Source organism: Leptospira yasudae, assembly GCF_003545925.1.
Lineage (GTDB): Bacteria > Spirochaetota > Leptospiria > Leptospirales > Leptospiraceae > Leptospira > Leptospira yasudae.
Map to the genome: position 1 here is coordinate 99,406 of NZ_QHCU01000001.1, position 20,780 is coordinate 120,185.

At 41.5% G+C, this 20,780-nt stretch carries 13 protein-coding genes; 10 read left to right on the plus strand and 3 right to left on the minus strand.

The features are described from left to right. Positions 1–5: 5 nt before the first annotated feature. Both DLM76_RS00445 and DLM76_RS00450 read right to left on the minus strand, forming a co-directional pair. A complete protein-coding gene (locus DLM76_RS00445; RefSeq protein ID WP_118964076.1) occupies positions 6–2,684 on the minus strand; it encodes a PAS domain S-box protein in 2,679 nt (892 codons plus the stop codon). A gap of 66 nt (positions 2,685–2,750) precedes the next feature. Continuing rightward, complete coding sequence (locus DLM76_RS00450) at positions 2,751–5,039, minus strand: patatin-like phospholipase family protein (RefSeq protein WP_118956389.1); 2,289 nt, start codon at positions 5,037–5,039, stop codon at positions 2,751–2,753. Positions 5,040–5,334: 295 nt separating this feature from the next. Here DLM76_RS00450 and DLM76_RS00455 point away from each other — a divergent pair, with 295 nt between their 5' ends. The 4 genes from DLM76_RS00455 (at position 5,335) to DLM76_RS00470 (ending at position 10,116) form a co-directional block, all read left to right on the plus strand. Further along, positions 5,335–7,884: a cation-translocating P-type ATPase gene (locus DLM76_RS00455; RefSeq protein ID WP_241548151.1), complete on the plus strand. Its 2,550-nt coding sequence runs from the start codon at positions 5,335–5,337 to the stop codon at positions 7,882–7,884. Between the two features lie 54 nt (positions 7,885–7,938). Beyond that, a complete protein-coding gene (locus tag DLM76_RS00460) occupies positions 7,939–8,235 on the plus strand; it encodes an ArsR/SmtB family transcription factor (RefSeq protein WP_118964077.1) in 297 nt (98 codons plus the stop codon). A gap of 54 nt (positions 8,236–8,289) precedes the next feature. Continuing rightward, complete coding sequence (locus tag DLM76_RS00465) at positions 8,290–9,153, plus strand: sterol desaturase family protein (protein ID WP_118964078.1); 864 nt, start codon at positions 8,290–8,292, stop codon at positions 9,151–9,153. Between the two features lie 525 nt (positions 9,154–9,678). Continuing rightward, the gene (locus DLM76_RS00470) at positions 9,679–10,116 is read left to right on the plus strand and encodes a hypothetical protein (protein WP_241548152.1); all 438 of its coding nucleotides are present in this window, start codon (positions 9,679–9,681) and stop codon (positions 10,114–10,116) included. Positions 10,117–10,288: 172 nt separating this feature from the next. Here the strand turns inward: DLM76_RS00470 and DLM76_RS00475 are convergent, their stop codons facing one another. Then, the gene (locus DLM76_RS00475) at positions 10,289–11,854 is read right to left on the minus strand and encodes a sensor domain-containing diguanylate cyclase (RefSeq protein WP_118964079.1); all 1,566 of its coding nucleotides are present in this window, start codon (positions 11,852–11,854) and stop codon (positions 10,289–10,291) included. Between the two features lie 270 nt (positions 11,855–12,124). Between DLM76_RS00475 and DLM76_RS00480 the strand changes: the two genes are divergently transcribed. The 6 genes from DLM76_RS00480 to DLM76_RS21420 all read left to right on the plus strand — a co-directional run bounded on the left by DLM76_RS00480 (position 12,125) and on the right by DLM76_RS21420 (position 20,401). After that, positions 12,125–13,276: an AraC family transcriptional regulator gene (locus DLM76_RS00480; RefSeq protein ID WP_118956385.1), complete on the plus strand. Its 1,152-nt coding sequence runs from the start codon at positions 12,125–12,127 to the stop codon at positions 13,274–13,276. A gap of 156 nt (positions 13,277–13,432) precedes the next feature. Next, complete coding sequence (locus DLM76_RS00485; protein ID WP_118964080.1) at positions 13,433–14,536, plus strand: AraC family transcriptional regulator; 1,104 nt, start codon at positions 13,433–13,435, stop codon at positions 14,534–14,536. 184 nt (positions 14,537–14,720) lie between these two features. Then, complete coding sequence (locus DLM76_RS00490) at positions 14,721–16,976, plus strand: Lcl domain-containing protein (protein WP_118964081.1); 2,256 nt, start codon at positions 14,721–14,723, stop codon at positions 16,974–16,976. A 13-nt stretch (positions 16,977–16,989) separates the two neighbouring features. After that, positions 16,990–17,589, plus strand: coding sequence for an Lcl C-terminal domain-containing protein (locus DLM76_RS00495; protein WP_118964082.1), 600 nt, complete (start codon positions 16,990–16,992; stop codon positions 17,587–17,589). An 853-nt stretch (positions 17,590–18,442) separates the two neighbouring features. Next, positions 18,443–19,414, plus strand: a complete 972-nt coding sequence (locus DLM76_RS21505; RefSeq protein WP_241548180.1) for an EAL domain-containing protein — start codon at positions 18,443–18,445, stop codon at positions 19,412–19,414. 60 nt (positions 19,415–19,474) lie between these two features. Continuing rightward, on the plus strand, positions 19,475–20,401 hold the full coding sequence (locus DLM76_RS21420) for a hypothetical protein (protein WP_147455768.1): 927 nt from the start codon (positions 19,475–19,477) through the stop codon (positions 20,399–20,401). Positions 20,402–20,780 lie beyond the last annotated feature (379 nt).

A 20,780-nucleotide genomic window follows, 5' to 3' on the forward strand; every position in this document is an offset into this window, starting at 1 on the left:
CGTTTTTAAATGCCGGAGAGCGTTCCCGGCAGATCCACATAGAACGTGGAGCCTTTGCCCAAGGTGCTTTCCGCATAGATTCTTCCCCCGTGAAGTTCCACGATCTTCTTGCAAACCGCAAGACCGATTCCGTTTCCTTCAAAGTCTTCTCGGCTATGCAGTCTTTGAAAGAGCGTAAATATCTTATCACCGTGCTTTTTGTCAAAGCCGATTCCGTTGTCGAAAAACGTAATTTGAATCCAATCCGGTTCGGTCGGATGGGGAATGCACTGGATGATGACTTCCGGCGTTTCGCTTTTGTTGAACTTCAGACCGTTCTTGATCAGATTCTGAAACACCATTCCGATCTGAGAAGGATCGCACCAAGTAAAACCGAGTTTGGAATCCACGACCTTCGCGTTTCTTTCCTTACTATAAATTTCCAAATCGCCGATCGCATCCTTGAGAATCTTCGTAAGATCCGCGAACTGAAACGGCTTAGCCCGGCTCTTGATGCGGGAATACGATAAAAGACCTTCGATCAAGTTCGACAAACGATGTGCGGAAGACGACATTCTTTGAATGTAATCCACGGATTCCGAATCGAGATTGGAAACCTTACGAAGAAGCCGATCCCCGAACGCCATAATCTTTCGCAGCGGTTCTTGAAGATCGTGAGAGGCGATAAAGGCGAAGTCTTCCAGATCCGCATTGGAACGCTGGAGTTCCTTGGTCAGATTCTCGAGTTTTACCTGAGCCTTTTGCATTTCGGTGATGTCTTTTCCGGTCGTGTATATCAATCCGTTTTCGGCGGAAAAGGTGGTTTTCCAGATGATGCTTTTAATCGCCCCGCTTTTAGAGACGTATTTGAAAGTTTCCGTAACGTTCTGTTGGTTCGCGCGAAAACTTTCGCGCAGTTTTTTCATACGTTCCCGATCTTCCGCGACTGCGAGATCCAGTAGATCGATCGTTTCCAATTCCTTTTGAGTGTAGCCCAACACTTCTTCCCAAGCGGAATTTCGCTCGATGACTTTCCCGTCCAATCTCGTGATCTGAAACATATCCCCCGATAGTTTAAAGAATTGATCCTTCTCCTCTTCCGCTTCCTTGTTCCCGAAAAGAACCTCGATCTGATCCGAAACGAATTCAAACATTTGTATATAAGAACTTTCTAAATTGAGTTCCATCGAAGTGCAGAATTCCAGGACATAACTCTCGTGTCCCGTCCGGAGAGGAATGGCGATCCAGGATCGGATGCCCGATTGAATCGCCTGTCTCGTCCTTTTGAAATCCTTTTCCTTTTGAATATCTTTGATAAAACGGATTTTTCCCGTCGAAAAAACCTTTCCGATCATTCCTTCCCCGGAGGAGAAGCGCGTTTCAAACGAAGACATTCTATAACGCAGATAAATCGCTTCGGAGGAATACCAGGCGGAATTCTCCTCCAATAGAATCTCGTCGTTGTTGTATCTCCAAGCCTGCGCAAAATCCCAAGGGGTCGCCTTGCAGATTTCCTCGAAAAGAATTTCGAGCGATTCCTTTACGCCGGAAGCTTTGGGAATTCTTAAAGAAATCGCCTTCAAGATTTCCTGTTCGGAATCTCTTCTTCTTTTTTCCGTGATGTCCTGAAAGAAAACGGAAACTCCTTCCTCGAACGGAAACACGCGAAACTCGACCACGTTTCCGCTTTCTTCCACCTTGTATTCGAACGTAAGCGGTTTTCGCGTCTGTACCGCCAGCTCGTATTTGTCCCGGAAAAACTGCGCGGAAGGCTGGAAATATATATCCCAAATGTTTCTGCCGATCAATTCTTCTTTCGATTTTCCTAATGTACTAATGGCTTGTTTGTTTACGCTGATGAATTTCCAGTCCTTTGAAAGCGCGAAGTAACGATCGGACATACTTTCGATGATCGATTCCTTTTCGGAACGATTCTGCTTAAGCGCGTTCGACGTTTCGATCGTTTCGGAAACGTTCGTCAAAGTGGCAAGAACCGCAACCGAATCGCCGAACGGAACCCGATTCGCATTGATCTTCATGTATAGGATCTTTTTATCCTTTCTCCAATGTCTCCAAATACCTCTGGATTGAATTCCGGCTTCCTTCGCGAAATTTTTAATCACCGTTTCCATATCGACCCGATCTTCGGGCGGACGTATTTCCAGAAGATTCATCGAAGAAAATTCCTTTCTGGAAAATCCGTACAGATGAATCGCCGCGTCGTTTACCGCGAGAAATCGAAGCGTGGACGGATCGAAGAGAAACGCAGGTTCGGGCAATTGGTAAAAGATGGAATCGTTCAGCGATTTTCCCGGAACAAAATCGAAATCCCCTTCTTCCGAAAGAATTTCAAACGTGTAAAGACGATACGTTAGTCCGTCTTCGCGGAGCAGATCCTTCCAATCGAAACGGAGAATCCGATTCTCCGCAAAAAGAGTATCAAAATATTCATAATCTTGAATATGTCTCAGCAGAATTTTTTCGGTGAAATCGGCGTAGTTTCGAATCTTACCGTGAAGATGGAGCAAAAAAGACGAAAACGAATCCGGCTCGCGTGCAAAACCGCGGAATCCCCAAAAACGCTTACATTCTTCGGAAAAAAGGATTTTTCCCGAAGGACGCTCCTCCAAGAGGGAGATCTTGTCTTGAAAGGAAGGAATTTCTAAAGCGAATTCCTCCAAGGATTGAATTTTGGAAGGTTGCATTGTGGTCGCCGAAGAAGGACAATTCTAACTTCAACGCGAAAAGGATTTCAATTAAAAAATGAGAATTTACGAATTTAGTTTTTTCTTAATTTCGTTTTTCCAAACGTGAACTTTTTTTCTTCCCGCCTCGTATCCGATTTCGTACAGCTTTTGAAACTGATCCCAGTCGAACGTCGAATAACCGCCCACTGGAAGTTCTATGTATAAGTCCGAGTTGTCACGGGTTCTATTCAGCGTATTCTTACTCGAAAGCATCAACGAACGCATCATGATTTCCGCAAAACCCGTATACTTCGTTTTTAAACTTTGTCTTTTTAAATGATGAAACAATAAATTCAAAAAAGAAGGAGCCTCTCCCAAATACTGCGGGCTGAGCAAGTTATGATACATTAAATCCTTATCCGCTTGTCCCCCTCTTCCCAAATCCACGGAGATCAAAATTCCCGCCCCTCTTTCTTTTAAGATCGAACCGGGAAGATTATCAAGCAAACCTCCGTCCACATACAATTCTCCGCTTTCCGAAAACGGAGGAAAGATTCCGGGAATCGACGTGCTGGATCGAACCGCCTTCCACAACAAACCTCTGTCGAAAACCTTTCGTTCCGCTTTCGTAAGATTGCAAGCGACCGCATAAAAAGGAATCGGAAGCGTTTCGATGTTTCTATCCTTAAAGAATTCGTGAATCGCGTTCGAATATCTTTTTCCCCGCACGAGCGAAACGAACGGAAACGTAAAGTCTCCGAGTATGTTTCGATTCAACCAAAAGTTTCGGATTAAAGGAAGAATATCGGAGGAACTGAGTCCCATCGCGAACAAACCTCCCATGATCGCGCCCGCGCTTGTTCCGGAAATCATATCGACCGGAATATCGTTCTCTTCAAAACACTTCAGCAAACCCAGATGTGCGAAACCTTTGGCGCCTCCTCCCGATAATGCGACACCGATGCTTTTACCGGTCAATCTGCGGGAAAGCCTTCCGAAGTCCGCGTCCACGTCCCTTCGAATGATCGAATGCGAGATCGAAGGAAAATCCCTTAGGATCGCTTCGATCTTTTTCCAGTTCGTAAAACCCGAATCGATCAAAAAAACGAGTTCCTTTTGAATTTCTCCGGGCAACATGGAGTTCGCCGTTTCGCATTCCAATTCAAGAGGAGAGTTCGGATCGATCAGAATTAAGATACGATCCGACTGACGAAAACATGTCTCTCTCCAGCCCGGATTGTACGCGTCCGTTTTGAATATAAGTTTATCATAATATTTTTCCAGACGATAAAACCAATCCACCAAGTCGCCGATACGATAGGTTTTCGATCCGTTGCGGCCTCGGGCGGGAACTTTGCTTCGGAATTCCTTTCGAAACGCATTCGAATCCACTAATATCGTTTTCCCGAACGTCTTCAGGCCGTTCTGAAGGGACGCATAAAAGCGTTCGGGAATCGCCGACGCGTTCAGAGGAAAAATGGAAACGGTCCGAACGGAATTCGCACGGCGATAACCTTGGTTTCTTTCGGTGCCGAGTCGATGCGCGATCGTTCCGGTGATTTGAAAAAGAGCTTCGGGAGAATGAGCGAAGCTCTTTCGAAAATCTTCTCTCGAAATCCGAACGACTTGACTCGTTCGAAGAGCGACGACGGTCGCGGAACGTTTATCCCCGCTTAAGAGCGACATCTCTCCGATAATATCACCTTTTCCTAATTCGCCTTCCGCGAGAATTTCTTTGCTCTTGGAACGGACAGTCCAAGACAATCGGCCGGAAACGAGAATGTACATCGAGTCGCCGACGTCCCCTTGTTTGAGGAGAATTTCCCCGCCCGGAATAACGAGCCATTCCATTCTCGATTCGAGTTTGGAAAGAGTGGCCTTATCGAGATGAAACAAAAGTTCGACCGAAGACAGGAAAGACAACAGCTCCTTTTTGGATGGTCTGAGTTTGGAAACGTGAAAGAGATGATTCTCTCGATTCAGATCGGCGATCCATTTTTTCCAAGAATGAATTTTGGAGATAATCTTGGTTAGATCACGGAGCGATATATAAAGAATTTCTGATATTCCGGAATGACGAATTTTATCCGGTTGATACAGGAAATAATCTCCCGGAAACAATTCGCGGAGAATCAGATCCTTTTCTTCCCCGTTCAAAAGCGTTTCTTCGAGTTTTCCCGAAAGAACCAGACAAAGCGAACCTGGTTCCGTTTTTTGAACGGAGGAATTCGGATTCCATTCCGCGAACTTGAGTCGGTTAGCGACAAACTCCTCTTCGGCGGCGCCGTTCCATCCAGGAAACGCGGAAGATGTTTTGGAGCGGAACGTACGCAGTTGTTTGAGAAGTTTTCGATTGGAATCCTGATGATTCATATTCTAGTTAGTCGTTCATTTTTCGGTATTTCCAGCGTTCCGGCAATTACTATATCCGCGTTGTCGAGTCGAAATCGAATCTTTTTTCATTGATAAAAATCGTTCTCGCTCGAATCGCACTCAAAACTCTTTTCGAAACCGACGTTTCTTGCCGACCTTCTATTCGGTCTTTTTAACTTTACAGGTTGACCTCGATAGAAAACGAATTCATAAAGGAAAGGGGAATCGAATTCGAACAAAAGTATATTATATACCCATAATGCACTTTACGATTTCGATTTGAAGGAAGTGATTCTTGACGATCATAAAATCCGATAAAGAATATATATCCAAAGGTCAAACCTCCGAAGAAGCCGAACAAAAGCTGAAACGATTCGGTCCGAACGAACTGAGTACGCATAAGCGTTCCTTTTTGAAGGACATTCTTTCGGTGATTTCGGAACCGATGCTGATTTTACTGATCTTATGCGGAAGCGTATACGGACTACTTGGCAACTTGGACGAAACGGCCATGTTATCCGTCGCCGTAATCGCCGTAATTTCGATTACCATCTATCAAAAGAACAAATCCGAAAAAGCGTTAGCGTCCCTAAAGGAGCTTTCGCCTCTGCGCGCAAGGGTGATTCGAGACGGGAAAATCGACGTCATACCATCGCGAGAAGTCGTCCCCGAAGATATCATCATCCTTCAAGAGGGGGATCGAATCCCGGCGGATGGATCTCTGCTATTCTCCTTAAATCTAAACGTAGACGAATCCCTTCTCACCGGAGAATCGGACGGGATTCCGAAAGAAGCCGACGAGAACGTTCCAAGTTCTTCAAAGAATCGAAAGAACAAAGTATTTGCGGGAAGCACGGTTCTTTCGGGAGAAGGCGTCGTCCAGGTAACCGCAACGGGTGATCGCACGGAAATCGGAAAGATCGGAACGGAATTTCGTCAAATCGCCCAATCGGAAAGTCCGCTTCAAGCGGAAACGAAACGATTTACGATCGTATTCTCCTTATTCGCCGGAATATTATGTATTTTTCTAATATTAGGATTCGGTTATAGAACGGGGCGCTGGCTCGAAGCGGTTCTTGCGGGATTAACTTTTTCCATGGCTGTTCTACCGGAGGAAATTCCAGTCGTATTGAGTGTCTTCTTTTCCTTAGGCGCTTGGAGAATTTCGAAAATCGGAGTATTGACGAAAGAATTGAGCGCGATCGAGACGTTAGGCGCAGCGACCGTGTTATGCGTCGATAAAACCGGAACCCTTACCGAAAACAAAATGAAAGTGCGGGGATTATACTGCGACGGGGAATATTTAGAATGCGATTCTAAACTTACTGAAATTCCGGAATCGTTTCATCGCCTTTTGGAATTCGCGCTGCTTGCTTCTAAAAAGGATCCTTACGATCCTATGGAGAAGGCGATTCAAGAATTGGGAATCGAGTTTCTTTCGGGTACGGAACACATTCATTTCGACTGGGAACTCAAAAAGGAATATCCGTTATCGTCGAAACTGATGGCCCTGAGTTACGCTTGGCTATCCGATGAAAGCGTCGAAACTCTTTCCGTAGGAGCGAAGGGAGCGCCAGAGGCGATTTTCGATCTTTGTCATTTGTCCCAAGAACGAAGCCGCGAGTTGGGGGACGTTGTCGAAAAATATTCTTCGAAAGGATTTAGAATCTTGGGAGTTGCGAAATCGAGCGTATCGAAACAAAAACTTCCCGAAGATCAACACGATCTGAATTTCGAGTTTTTAGGTTTTGTACTTTTGGAAGACCCCATTCGAGAATCCGTTCCTAATTCGGTTTCCGAATGTAAACGCGCAGGGATTAAGATCGTTATGATTACGGGAGATCACGCGGGAACCGCCAAGTCCATCGCGAACCAAATCGGCTTTGATCGTTCCGATGGAGTGCTCAGCGGAGACGAGTTGGAATCGTTAAACGACTCCGAGTTGGCGTCGCGTTTAGGCGACGTTCGTATCTTTTGTAGAATTCTTCCGCATCAGAAGTTAAGACTCGTTCGTTGTTTTCAAAACAAAGGAGAGATCGTTGCGATGACGGGAGACGGCGTGAATGACACACTCGCGTTACAAGCCGCGCATATCGGAATCTCCATGGGAAAAAGAGGGACGGACGTAGCCCGAGAAGCTTCGGATCTTGTCCTCTTGGATGATAATTTTTCATCGATCGTAAAAGCGATCCTCTTGGGAAGAAGAATTTACGAGAATATTCGAAAGAGCGTCTCCTACATTTTTTCCGTTCATATCCCGATTATCGGAATGTCGATTCTTCCCGTGTTTACGGGAGATCCGATTTATTTTTTTCCCGCTCATGTCTTATTATTGGAATTAATTATAGATCCTGCATGTACTCTCGTGTTCGAAGGCGTGGAAGCCGACAGACGTATTCTGGATTCGCCTCCTCGAAAGAGAAAGGAAAATCTGATCAGTTTTCGAGGCGTATCTCTTAGCTTATTCCGAGGAGGGTTGATTCTTGCCGTACTCGTTCTGTTTACTTTTTGGGGAAAACACGAACACTGGACTTACGAAAAAATCCGTGCGCTTGGTTTTATCGGTTTAGTCTCCTCGAATCTGGGAATGATTCTGATCCATCTTTCGGAAGAAATCCCTTTTTATAAAATTCCGTTTCGGAACAATTCCGTCGCCTATTGGATCATATCGCTCACGATTCTCCTATTTGCGATCATCTTTCAGTTCGAATCTCTTAGAAAACTTTTCGGTTTCGAAGTGATTCCGTTCAGCGAAGCGCTTGGTGCGATTGGGGTAGGTTTAGCGGCAAGTTTCGTATGGGAGTTTAAGAAAATGATTTCCCGAAATAAGCCGATCGAAGCGTAAAATCTTCTATTTATCCCTTGACAGAAACATATCGTTAATTTCAGATATATAAATATGAAGAAGCATCCGGGAATAGACCCCCGAATTCAGGAATTTCTCTCCGCTTTAGCGAGCGAGACGCGCTTGAATCTTCTTCTTTCTTTTGCGGATGGCAAAGAAAAGACAGTCGGAGAATTGGTCGAACTTTCTGGATTGGGACAATCCACGATTTCTACTCATTTAAATCAGTTAAAAAAGGGCGGGATCTTAATTCGCAGAAAATCCGGGAAAGAAGTCTATTATAAACCGGACCGCGAACGGATCTTGGAACATATTTCCAAATTAACTTCCTATCTTCGAGGTTGTTGCTGATTTTTTTTTCTGTTTAATATATCGTTAAATCTAGATATTTAGGAGTATACAAATATGAAGATTTTTAAACAAGGAATTCGATACGTCGGATTCCCGATCCTTTTTCTTTCGTTTTCGGCGATTCTCATTCTAAATTCGGGAAATCTATGGATCGCTTACACAACGCTTTCGCTTTCGGTTTTGATGGGAATGATCCTCGAAAGAATCATCCCTTTTGAAAAGACATGGAACGAATCGGATGCCGATTCGAAATCCGATTTATTCTTCTTCGTGATCCAACCGATCGTTGCGCCCTTTGCGGGTACCGCCGTTGCGGGAATCGTTCACCTATCTCTATCCGCATTCGGCGGATCGCCGACACACTTAGGCGGCTCGTCCCTATGGTTTCAAATTTTGATTGGAATGTTTTTTTCCGGTCTAATTCCCTACTGGATTCATCGATTCTCTCATGCAAAGGACGGCTTTCTCTGGAGAGTTCATTCGATCCATCATTCTCCGAAAAGGTTGTATTGGATGAATGCGTTTCGATCACATCCCATCAATACGATCTTAACTACGGGAGGGGCTTTGCTTCCGGCGCTGCTATTGGGATTACATCCCGACGCGCTTTTGATCGTGGGAATGCTGAATAATTTCGTGTCGATCTATAACCACATGAACATAGACTTTCGTTTGGGTATCTTGAATCGAATCTTCAACATGAATGAGTTGCATAGATGGCACCATTCTAAAGTTCCTGCGGAAGGAAACAACAACTACAGTTCGGGTGCGTTCGTCTTTTGGGATATTCTCTTCGGTTCGTATTATCTTCCTCGAAAAGAAATGGACTCGAATTTAGTCGGGCTGTTCGAACCGGATAAATTTCCGGCAAAATCGATCCTAAAACAAATCCTGTTTCCCATCTGCAAATGTTCTTAGATTGAACGTCGAGTTCCGTTCCATCGAAAATCCTTTCTTTGGAACGGGGAAATTTCGATGGAACAAGTTGGGTTCCGCATTTGCAGGGTGAGGAATGGTTGAAAACGAAATGACCTTACTCAGGGGATACAATTAGTATATACGAGAGGAAAAAAGAATTGTATACTTATCTTTTTTAACCGGAATCGATCTAAAAAAAAATAGCATCGCGATCGTGTTGGACTTTCAGAAATGCTCCTATAAAATTTCCGAAAGCTTACTAATAAAGATTCTATAATCCTTTTTGAAGATTCAACGTATCATTAAGGCCCTCCTCATTCTCTAACTTGACGGATAGTTGAATATTTAGCGTTAAGTTACGGCTCTTACGGAAAAATTGTTTAGTATAGTTTTTCGAATTCAAAACAGTACCAACCAAGAGGCGGAACACGCATTATCCGAAGTGAAATACGCTGGACACAAGATGAAAACCGAATTAGAATCGCAAACGTTTAAAATTACGAGTGTCTTCTAAGGGAGGATCCAATGAAAATTACTTTGCCTTTGATCTTGTCGGTTTTGTTTTATTCGAATTGCATCTTAGATCCTTTTTACTCGGCGAAAGATCGAAACGACCCTTCTAAAGTATCACGACAGGAAGCCGAAGAAAAAATATTCGCAACTGCGGCTCTCAAAGCAGCAATATGTGGGGAAGTGAGCCAAAAAGGAATATTAGCGCGAGTCTTCATGACGGTCAGCGATAATATCTGCTATGGATACAAACCTCCATTTGATACAGACAACAGTAAAAACCTAAGAAGTTGTAAAAACGAATATAGTTATGTTTCTAAAGATAATCTTGAATCATGTATTAGCGAAATAATATTAAGTCCATGTGAAACCACTTCGGATATAAACATTGCGTTAAGCATAGGTTATCAAGCTTGTACAAGCATGCTCAATACCAAAGGTCAGCTATATTGAAAAATAGGTTGATCCGGACCCGCGCAATCTAATTGAAAGCGGGTCAGCTATTTTTTTATTTGTACAGTAACAGTATTCAACTAGTTTCAAAAAGTCTCCGCACCGACGTTCGTTTCTCACACAGAGAAAACCGCATTTATGCGGATTATCGAGCTATAGTTCCCCGATACAATCACGAAAAGACACAATTTCTGCCATTCGCTTTCGCGCAATAAAGAGCCGCATCAGCTCTTCTACATGCTTCCTCGAAACTCTCGCCGATTTTTCCGTTCGCAACTCCAATACTCAATGTTACCGGTGACCCGTCCTTCAATCGGATATTTTTTTCTACTTCTTTGCATAGAAATTCGGCTAGTTGAATTGCGGTTTCCGGATCGACATTGCATAAAAAAATCGCGAACTCTTCCCCTCCCCATCGAGAAACGAAATTAGGTTTTAATATAACCGAATCCATTAATTTTGCTATTTGCACCAAGACAATATCTCCAGCTTCATGACCGAAACGATCATTGATGCTTTTAAAATAGTCGATATCAGCCATAACGAATGCCCACGGTTCCCTTTTACGATTCATGGCAAGATAACTTTGAACAGATGATAAAAAATGTCTTCTATTAGATATTCCAGTCAAATAATCGGAATTCGAAATATGAGAAACGATTTTAAGCGATTCTCCCAATTTAGAATATAAAATCATAAGAATGAATAGCGCAACAATGAGGGCCCAGTAAGGAAGAAGATTCTTAAAAGACAAATAAACAAAACTAAAAATAGATATCCTATGGACAAGCGCCATTCTACCTTCAATTACTTCATATGCCGTCCACAGGTATTTCCCGGTAAAATTCAGTCTTTGAAAAGAATCAGTAGCTATTTTCAACGTTAAGTCTTGCACATCCAACGATAGTTCTTTGGAAATACTTTGCTCACCCTCGCCCATCAGATAACTATCTCCTTTACTAATGCCGGCATTCAAGATCTTGCGTATCTTTTCCAGGCTCAGATCGATAGTGATCGCTCCTATGACCTTTCCGTTGCGCAAAACCGGTTTCGAGAGACGGAGCATACTTACTTTATCAAATGGATCTTGATAAAATTGAAAAATGATCGGCGAGCTTCGATTCTTAGAATTAATTGCGATTTTTTCCCAAAATGATTCATTATACATATCCTTTCTAAAATAGACTTCTTTAACGTCTTTTTTAGGAACAATGTATAAAAAACCCTGTCGCGAAGTGTAATAGGATCTCACGATCTCACTATTCTCGGCCGTTAATATTTGCATTTGGCCGTCTAAAGCAAACGCTCCTATCAATTCTCTGCTTTGCAAAGAATTAGATAAAGCGAACGGTTTATCTGCGGTCAATCCTCCTACAAAGCGCATTCTTTTACTTGCAAAAGATGATTCACTGATTAATACCGCGCCTCCTTCTAATTTTTTTACGATCCTGAAATTCAGCGGCGCACGTATAGTCTCCTGCGAATTTTTATTCAGATAATCGGTAACCGTCATTTCAAGCGTTTGAAGCTGAATATCCAATCTTGCGAAATAATCATGTAAAAGGTAAGTACGCAAAGCGATAACTTGTTGCGTATTAAAAAGTGTTCGATGAATTTCATACGCGAGTGTTGCCAACATCAGCACACCCACAAATATAAATGCTAACCGCTTTCTATTTCGGTCCATCGATCTAATCCCCCCAACGCCGCTCATTTTATTTTCAATTTTATCTATCATCTTAACGCCTCATATCGAATCAAATCTTTTCGCTAAAGTTCTTAAATTTCAAAATAAACCATCCTCATATTGCCGTGCGGCGATTACGGACAATAAATAGGATTATTCTTTTATAATATTCAATATATAGACATCAGCGGCAAATTATTTAATGCGACTTCATTTTTTTCATGAATTGACGAAAAAAATACTTCTGACTTTATAAACTCAGTAGCTCCAAGAACTAAGTTTCATTAAAATAAATACAAAAGGAGTTAATCAGTTTTGCAAATGTCTCTTGATTTTTATTTAGCAAGTTCTGTGGAGTATCTTGCTTTAGGTTCAATTTATTTCTTAAAAAGAAAAAGCATCTTTCACAAAAGGCAAGCAACGGTGTTGATTTTTATTGGTTGCAGCTTGTTTTTATCCTCTATTCAAAATTATTTTGATCAGGGAATCACACGCATTATCAACGATTTCTTCCATTTGTTCTTTATCATTTCCGGAACAATAATGATTTACACGATCTCCATTCGCTTTTCAAGAAAGACCAGCAGTAAGCACCTAACCACTTTCGGAAAGGAGTTCTTCTTTTTTTCAACACTTGCTTTGTTTGCGAGCTTGGTAATCGTTGCCTTCTGGAATAGACCGGAAGAAATATTCGCTCCTAATTTATTCTCTTTAGTAAGCGAAACATCGATCTTTATCCTGATAATTTACTGTATTCTCTACAGATACGCCGTAAAAATGAAGTATTTAAAAAGGGAGATGAGGTTAATTTATTTCTTAGTTATTCTCATGATCGTGGAGAAAATCAATCTACTTGCGCAACCGGAGCAAAAAGAATTCTTCGGAATGTTGAGCGGTATTTTTTATATTCTTTCACCCATATTTCTATTTACCAACCTGATCTATTTCGCAAACGAAGGATACGAAAAAGTAAGCGAAGCTATTACTAACCCCGATCACGAAAATCAAATGAACGCAAATCTTTACGTCACCAACACGGTATTAAAAGGAATCGATATTGAAGCGATTAAATATAAGTTATACAATCTTCTCGAAAAAGAAAAAATATTTTTTGATGAAGATATTAGACTACCTAGCGTTGCCGAGGAAATGGAAATCTCGACGCATGTTCTTTCTGCCTTTATCAATCATCATCTCCGAACGAACTTCAACACGCTAATTAATTACTATAGAATTAAAGAAGCTATTTCCCTTTTCAAAGAAGAACCTAGACGCACAACAATGTCCGTCGGCATGGCGGTTGGATTTAATTCGAATTCAACTTTTCAAAGGTCCTTTATCCAGTTTACGAAATTGTCTCCGAGCAAATTTAGGGAACAAATCAGGAATGGGCGAAAAATAGAATTCGATTCCTCGTTGCAAATATCCGTCGTTACTCATGAATTTCCGGAAGCAGACCTCAAATTGACTTAAATCCTTTATTTCGATTCAACAATTTCAAACGAATCAGAATAGCTCCTCGTCTAACTAAAGACTAGGGGCTTGATTCGTGTTTACAAGTATATACCAATTAAACGCGGGTTCGCTCGCTTATTGAATTCATAGGAAGCAATGTTTTAGGAATCATAGATGAAAGAGATTTTGTTTTTTATCTTCCATCATTTGGTCGGATTTGGAGGAGTTCTATCGATCATATTCGCCTTTATTCATGTTTCTAAAGGAAAAAATCTTAAAAATATTATTCTATTCACGATTTTTATTTCCATGGGTTTTTTTCTAATGAAAGGCTTAAGTCTTTTAATTGGTTTTGGAATACAATATTTTCATTTTTTTTCTATCGAAATATTTTTCATCTTTTTGATCGGTCCTTCTCTTTATATCTATTTTAATTTATTACTCTTAAAGGAACAAATAAAGAAAAGAGAACTTCTTTTTCATTATTTTCCGGCATTTCTATTTTTCATTGGCTTCCTGATCGATACGTTTTTACTTATTTTACGAGGTTCCGATTTACCGGATTTAAACGATAAATATCAAGGCCGATATGACATTTTTTATGGCATATCGACCATGATCGCATTCATTTATCTTGTTATAATTCTGATCAGAATATTGAAATTATTCAAAGGTAACGTCATCGAATCGGCTTGGCCAAAACATATGATCGCAATCCTTTGCATAGGTTTATCGGGAATATTGATTAATTTAACAATCGATTTTAGATTCCTATTCTCACTCTACGATTATTTCATCGAATTATACATCTTGAGTTTATCCGTTCTTACGATGGTCGTTCTTTACGCTTTTATCATTAGTCAGATTTATCCCATCACGTTCAACATCGTGTCTGAAACGTTTCAAAAGATGAGCTATCAAAGGAGCACGCTTCAGAACATCGACTCGGAACAGGTTTCCGATCGTTTGAGCAAACTAATGAATGATGAAAAAATCTACCTTGAAAGCGATTTAACTCTTCAAAAATTAGCAATGAAACTGAATATCAAATCGCACCAACTTTCCGAACTCTTAAATAATAACCTAAATAAAAGTTTCTTTGCATATGTGAATCATTTTAGAATCAACGAATCAAAAAGACTTTTATTATCGGAGAAGGATATGGCAATAATCAAGATTGCCTTTACCTGCGGATTCAGTTCATTGTCCGTATTTAATGCGACTTTCAAAAAGGAAGTCGGAATACCTCCTTCGCAATTTAGAAAGAAAAATCTTTAAGTCTACATTCTCGATCAATCTAATCCAAAATCATTAGAATGTAGTTTCTCTTTCTCTGTTATAATTCTTTAATACGACTTTCCGCCTAATGCTGAGAATTCAAAATAATATGAATCGATGCACCTTATAGATCCGGCTGCCCTTTTGAAGCATTGTTGCTACTCTTAATTCATCCTAAATAAATATGGTCAAGGTTATGAGTATTAAAAATCGAGTGTTGCTGGATATTCAAGGTCTTCTTTTTAAGAAGTGTATGATTATCCTTTTGCTGCAACTCCTTATATTCAATTGTTTGCCGGCTGGTAAGGGGAACAAAGGATTCACAATTTTTCCGCTCAACATCGGACTTCCCCCCACAAGTGAAACTGCTCCAACGGAAACTAACGTCGCAGCAACGGGAACACTAACGTACACTTCACCAAACACGGTTTATGTGAGCGGTAGCGGGCAGCCGGGCGTATTTGAATACGCGGACGTTCAGTGGAGTAGTTCGCTTGCGGCGGACTATGAAATTAGATACGCCTCTACCAATTGCACCGATGGAACCCTTGATAGCCAGGGTACGGTCACCGCCGGAACTTCCACCACTTCCAGAATTCATGCGACGGCGGGAACCGTTCCTTTGAGTGTTGGAAGTAATACGGTTCGAATCTGCCTTTACGATATCGGAAAGACCACACGTTGGGATTCGTATGCCATTACGGTTTTACGAGACGATACAGCTCCAACAGTGAGTTTTTCCCCTGCTGGAGGAGTTTTCGGCTCTTCCGCACCTACCGTTTCGATTACCTGTGCGGATACGGGAAACTCCGGTTGCAATCGAATTACCTATCGTACAGACGGAACGGCGGCTTCAATCGCGAATGACGGAAGTGTGCCAAGCGGAAACCTGCAATATTCCTCGGGAATTACTTTACCCAATAACACGACAACGAATTTTAGCGCGATCGCAGTGGATCAAGCCGGAAACATCGGAACCACAAATGCCGCCTCCTACGTGGTCGCATTCGGAAATCCCACGATCACGATTGTTTCACTTAGTAAGTCGATTATTAGAGGCGTGGATAATTCCACTCTTACTTGGAACTCTGACATCGCGGGAAATTATTCGATTCGTAGTAACGGTACCAATTGTAGCGATGGAACCGTTCTGCTGAGTGGAGCGGCAAGCGCAAACACGAATGTGAGTAGCGCAATCTCCGGCTCTACTCTCAATGCAGGATCAAACACAATTCGAATTTGTTTAACGACCGCAGGTACGAATCAAGGAACAATATCAACCTCCATCGCAAGAGATGATATAGCTCCGAAAATTATTACGGTTTCGCCTGCGATTACACCGAATACGACCGCTTTTGCATTGAGCGTGAATCAGAAAACGTTTAGCCTAACGTTTGACGAAGATATGGACACATCGATTTCTCCGCTTCCAACTCATTGGGATCAAACCCAAGGTAATAGAGAAATCAAGTGGCCTGGCGCAATCGGCTCCTGGAGCGCTGATAAAAGAACGTATACGCTCAATACGCAAAGTAATCTTCCGGAATGGCACAAATTCTTTTGGAGATATCCGGATACTTCCTTTAAAGATATCGCAGGCAATATCGTCGTTTCCAGTCCTACCGTTTCCGTCTCAGCAGGGAATATAAACTTAAACTATGGAACCATTCAGGATACTGCCTATTTTTTCCCGCTTGATACGGAACAAAGCTTCTGTGCGGACCAGAATGGAAACACCATACCTTGCCTAGGCACCGGTCAGGATGGCGAGGTCGGCGGAGTAATCCCGGTGCTAAGTCCGAATAGTTTTTTCACGTTACCGACGAATATCAACGGATATACGAACGATTTTGTCACAATGGATACCAAAAACAATCGAGTTTGGAAGACCTGCGAGCCGGATTACGAATTTATACCCGGAGCGGGAGCCTGTGTGAAAATCTGCCCCGGTGCAAATAAATGGAACGGTACTTCTTGTGTGCCTGATTTTGAAAATCCGTGGAAATCTTTCGAACAGTCAGTGGAAAGCTGTTCCGAGTTGAATGGTAAAAATTCCGGTTCGGGTTATGCGGGTCGAAAAGGCTGGAGAGTTCCTACTCTATCAGAATATTATACTATTCTTGAGTTTAATTCGACAACAGGAGATGCAAACGACACTATTCCGGATCGTTTTTTCCCCGGAATAGCGCGTGGAGGATATCAAAGATATTGGACCAGTTCCAATGCGATTACGATCAATTCGACCAACGTGTATACCCTGACACCTGTAATTGATCCGTTGTCGAACGGCCCCATCAATTACGCCGCGATCTCCTCTTTGCAAACATGGGCAGCATGGTCCGTTTCTATATTTGGAGGAGTAGCGGTTCCGTACAATAAGCAGAAAAACGACTCATGGGACGGAGCTTATTACAATACCACACTGTGTATTTCGGATTAATCAAGGAGTTTACATGAAATCACTTTTCAGAAAAATGTTTACCTATCTTTTCACTTTGATAGTATTTATCACCTTTTTCGTATATCCAATCTATCCGTTGGACGGCCCTTTTACGGATAATCTGGATGGAACCATCAGAGCGGGGAGCGGACGTTTCTGGCAAAAATGTTCGATGGGACAAGGAAGCACCATTTGTAACGCACCGGTTGCAACCACAACGGATTGGACTTCCGCTCTAGGCTATTGCAATACATTGGGATTGGCAGGCCGCGCATGGCGTCTCCCCACTGTTAAAGAACTACAAAGTCTTGTAGATTTCGGTAGGACCGCCTTTCCGATTATCAGCGTTACGACTTTTCCGGATACGGTAGGAGGATATTACTGGACATCCACAAACGCGTTGTCCAATGGAACCAGTCCGGCAACCGCAACCGGCGGATCTGATCCTAAAACGAACATTGAAACTGCTACGAACAAAACCGCGTATCGAATTCCAATCAGCACACCGTATCGAACTATGGCATACATCGTGGATTTTCGAATGGGCGGTGTCATCGAATTTCCGAAAGCGAATAACACAAAAGTATACGTTCGCTGTGTAAGCGGACCCTAAAATTAGATTCAAACAAATCCCAACTTTGAGTATGTGGCAAACTCCTATTCTCTTCTCCACTTCCTTCCAGACGCCACATACTCGTTTTTTTGACTCCTCTTCTAACACCATATCATCCAAAATCGAAAGATTCTTTTCCGCATTATAACGTTCGTTATTGGAAACGATACAAATCGACTCTGATAATAAATTTAGCTTATCTAAATATCATAGATAGAGTGATTCAAAATTCAAATCGCTACAAAGTAGCACGGCTATCAAATAGAAAGCGTACGTCATACCGTATTGTAAAAGGAAGCTTTCATAATAATATTGTTGGCCTTAAATTATAAAATTCAGCCATTTATAAGAATACTTACTGTATCATAAATCTCAACAAAAGATTTCTTGAACGGATGTGTTTTCGAAACAATCAGAATTACAAAAGTTTAAATAGGAAGCTATAGAAAGCATGGAACAACAAACAGTATTACTAGACATGAACAAAATATCCTTTAATCAGGGAATTCAATGCAATTGCCCTCGCATAATCAATCATTCACTAACGGATCCAAGTCATGACGCTTTATCAAATAAAGAAATAGAAGATTGCATAAAAGAATTGCAGAACGATTTGGAAGACCCGCTTATCGCTGCTTATTTGATCGAAGTTCAATTCAGTCATCATCAATTCCCCGAGCAAGAGAAGGAACTCTATGGCGAGGCACTCAGATTTATTTTAGAATCGATACATTTTCTAACTAAGACGGAAATGCAAATGTTTCAATTCTACGAAAGTAGAATTCTAATCCTTTTACCTATGAATGTTGAGAAACCCGATTTAAGCCTTCTACCTTCTCAGTTACTTTCCATGATGAACCATCCAATTCGTTATAAGGAAAACGACTTTTTCTTTAAAATTTCGATTGGATCATATTTGGTAAGGGAAAAAAACGAACCCTTTATCGAAATCCGAAATAAGCTAACGGATTCTCTAATCAAAGCCAGCAAATACCCGCACAGTCACTATATTGTGAATGGACTCGAAAAAGAAATTCAGGTGATTTTCGCTTTGAAAATCGCAAATTTCAAGAAAGAATTTTCCTTAAATTACCAACCTATATTGGATGCAAGAACCAAAAAAATCGAATATTTGGAAACGCTAACACGATGGAATCATCCGATCAAAGGAAATATTAGTCCGGAATTATTTGTTCCATTGGCCGAGAAATCTCTCCTAATTCTAAAATTAGGCGAATGGGTAATCAGAAACGCAGTCAGAGAATTTTCGAATCTCCTAAAGTTTGCAGTCATTCAAGAAGATTGTAAACTTACGGTCAATCTTTCTCCAATTCAATTGATTCACAAAGACATCAGCGAAGTCTTACTGGAAACCGTTAACCAATACAGGATTAAATCGGACCAGATCTTAATCGAGATTACGGAAACTTCAGTAAACATGAACAGCGGGGAATTTCGCAGATTTTGCGAACAAGCCGAAACTCTTCATTTTCAAGGGTTTCAGATTGCAATCGATGATTTTGGGAAAGGACATTCAAATTTTTCGAGATTGGATCAAATTCAATCCGATATCGTCAAAATCGATAAGAATCTTTTGAGCGGAGCCTTACGATGTCCCTCCAAAAGAAAACTGCTCGGTTCCGTCGTCGAAATCATGCACACCATGCATAAGAGAGTCGTTATAGAAGGCGTCGAAAACGAAGAGTGCGAAAAAATAGCCTCCGAAGCAGGAGCAGACTTTCTTCAAGGTTATCATTACTATGCACCTCTAAACATAGAAGGTTTATCGCAGATCTTCGGAATCAACTTTCAGATTTCCATCTGACAATCTTTATATTAGTATTTTTCAATATATTGAAAAATCAAAAAGGAGAATAATAAAATCATGCGCACTAACTTTATACAGATATTAATAATTCTGATCTTCGTAAGCTTTGGAACGTTCTGCGGAGAGAAAACCAATAGTAGTGATTCATTCGGATATCTAATAAATCTTTTAGGGAAACTTTCAAATCCCGATCCGAATCCAAATCCCGATCCGAATCCAAATCCCGATCCGAATCCAAATCCCGATCCGAATCCAAATCCTGATCCGAATCGTCCAATCCTAAACGATCTAAGTGTCCAAACGACATATAGAACCGGTACCCCAGACGATCAAAAAATAGATGTACGTTTTTCCTTTCAAAACGCGCCTCCTTCTCCGATTTCCGTAAGGGCATATATAGGAAGACCCAGCATCATGACTCTTGGTTCTGATGGACTGACTGTAAGTAATTTTATTTCGGAAGAATCATCGCCTAACCCGCTCTTTCCGGATCGGTTTATCTTCTATTCTCCGGAAACCGCTCAGTCTTATAAGATCATTGTAATTGCTTCGAATACATTTGGAAAATCAGCTAAAGAAATTAATTCAGTTCCCCCGAATCCTCCAAATGGCCCTTGTTTTGGAGCGGTAGCTGCTCCGGTTACGATCGGAAACTGTACGGGTCATTGTATTCAAGTTACTCTGAATGGAAATCTGTTAGAATTTATTGCAAAAGATACGACTACATCAATTCAAGACTATTTCTATCTGGATTTAACTACTTCCACACCTTCTGGCGGAAATACCCCGATTCCTTTTACTTTCATTGAGCACGGTCTTGATGGTAACCCAGTTCCGATCGGAAGTTATTCTATTGCAAAGCAAACTTTGAATACGTTAACATACACTGATGCTTGTATCAACATAAACTCTTATCGAATACTCGATAGTACCACCGGCGGTTTTTTTGATAGTTTCAAAACGCAAAAGATTATAGTTCCTTAATTTAGACGCTGACTTCTTTAATTTAGAAATCAGCGTCTACCCGATAACTGTTAGGAAATTTGAAGCTGAGGGTTCCCAAAATCCGAACGAATCAGAAGTGCAAATTGTAATTCTAAACGAATCTCGTTGGAAAGTGTTTTTAGAATCGGTAGCTCGGTCGATGATCGCCTTGGCAATTGGGGGTGAGATGTTCGGCATCGCTACCATTTTCTGCAACTCAACGATTTTGGTTTCTACGGTTTCAACTGTGTGAGCGCAAGCTTTTCAACATCCGAGCTTGCGCGACTTTCGTATTTCCAAAGAATCACCGGGTTTTGAATTTCGAAAAGACCGAAACTCATACGTCGAACGCTCTACGAATCTTAGAATACATAAGCCA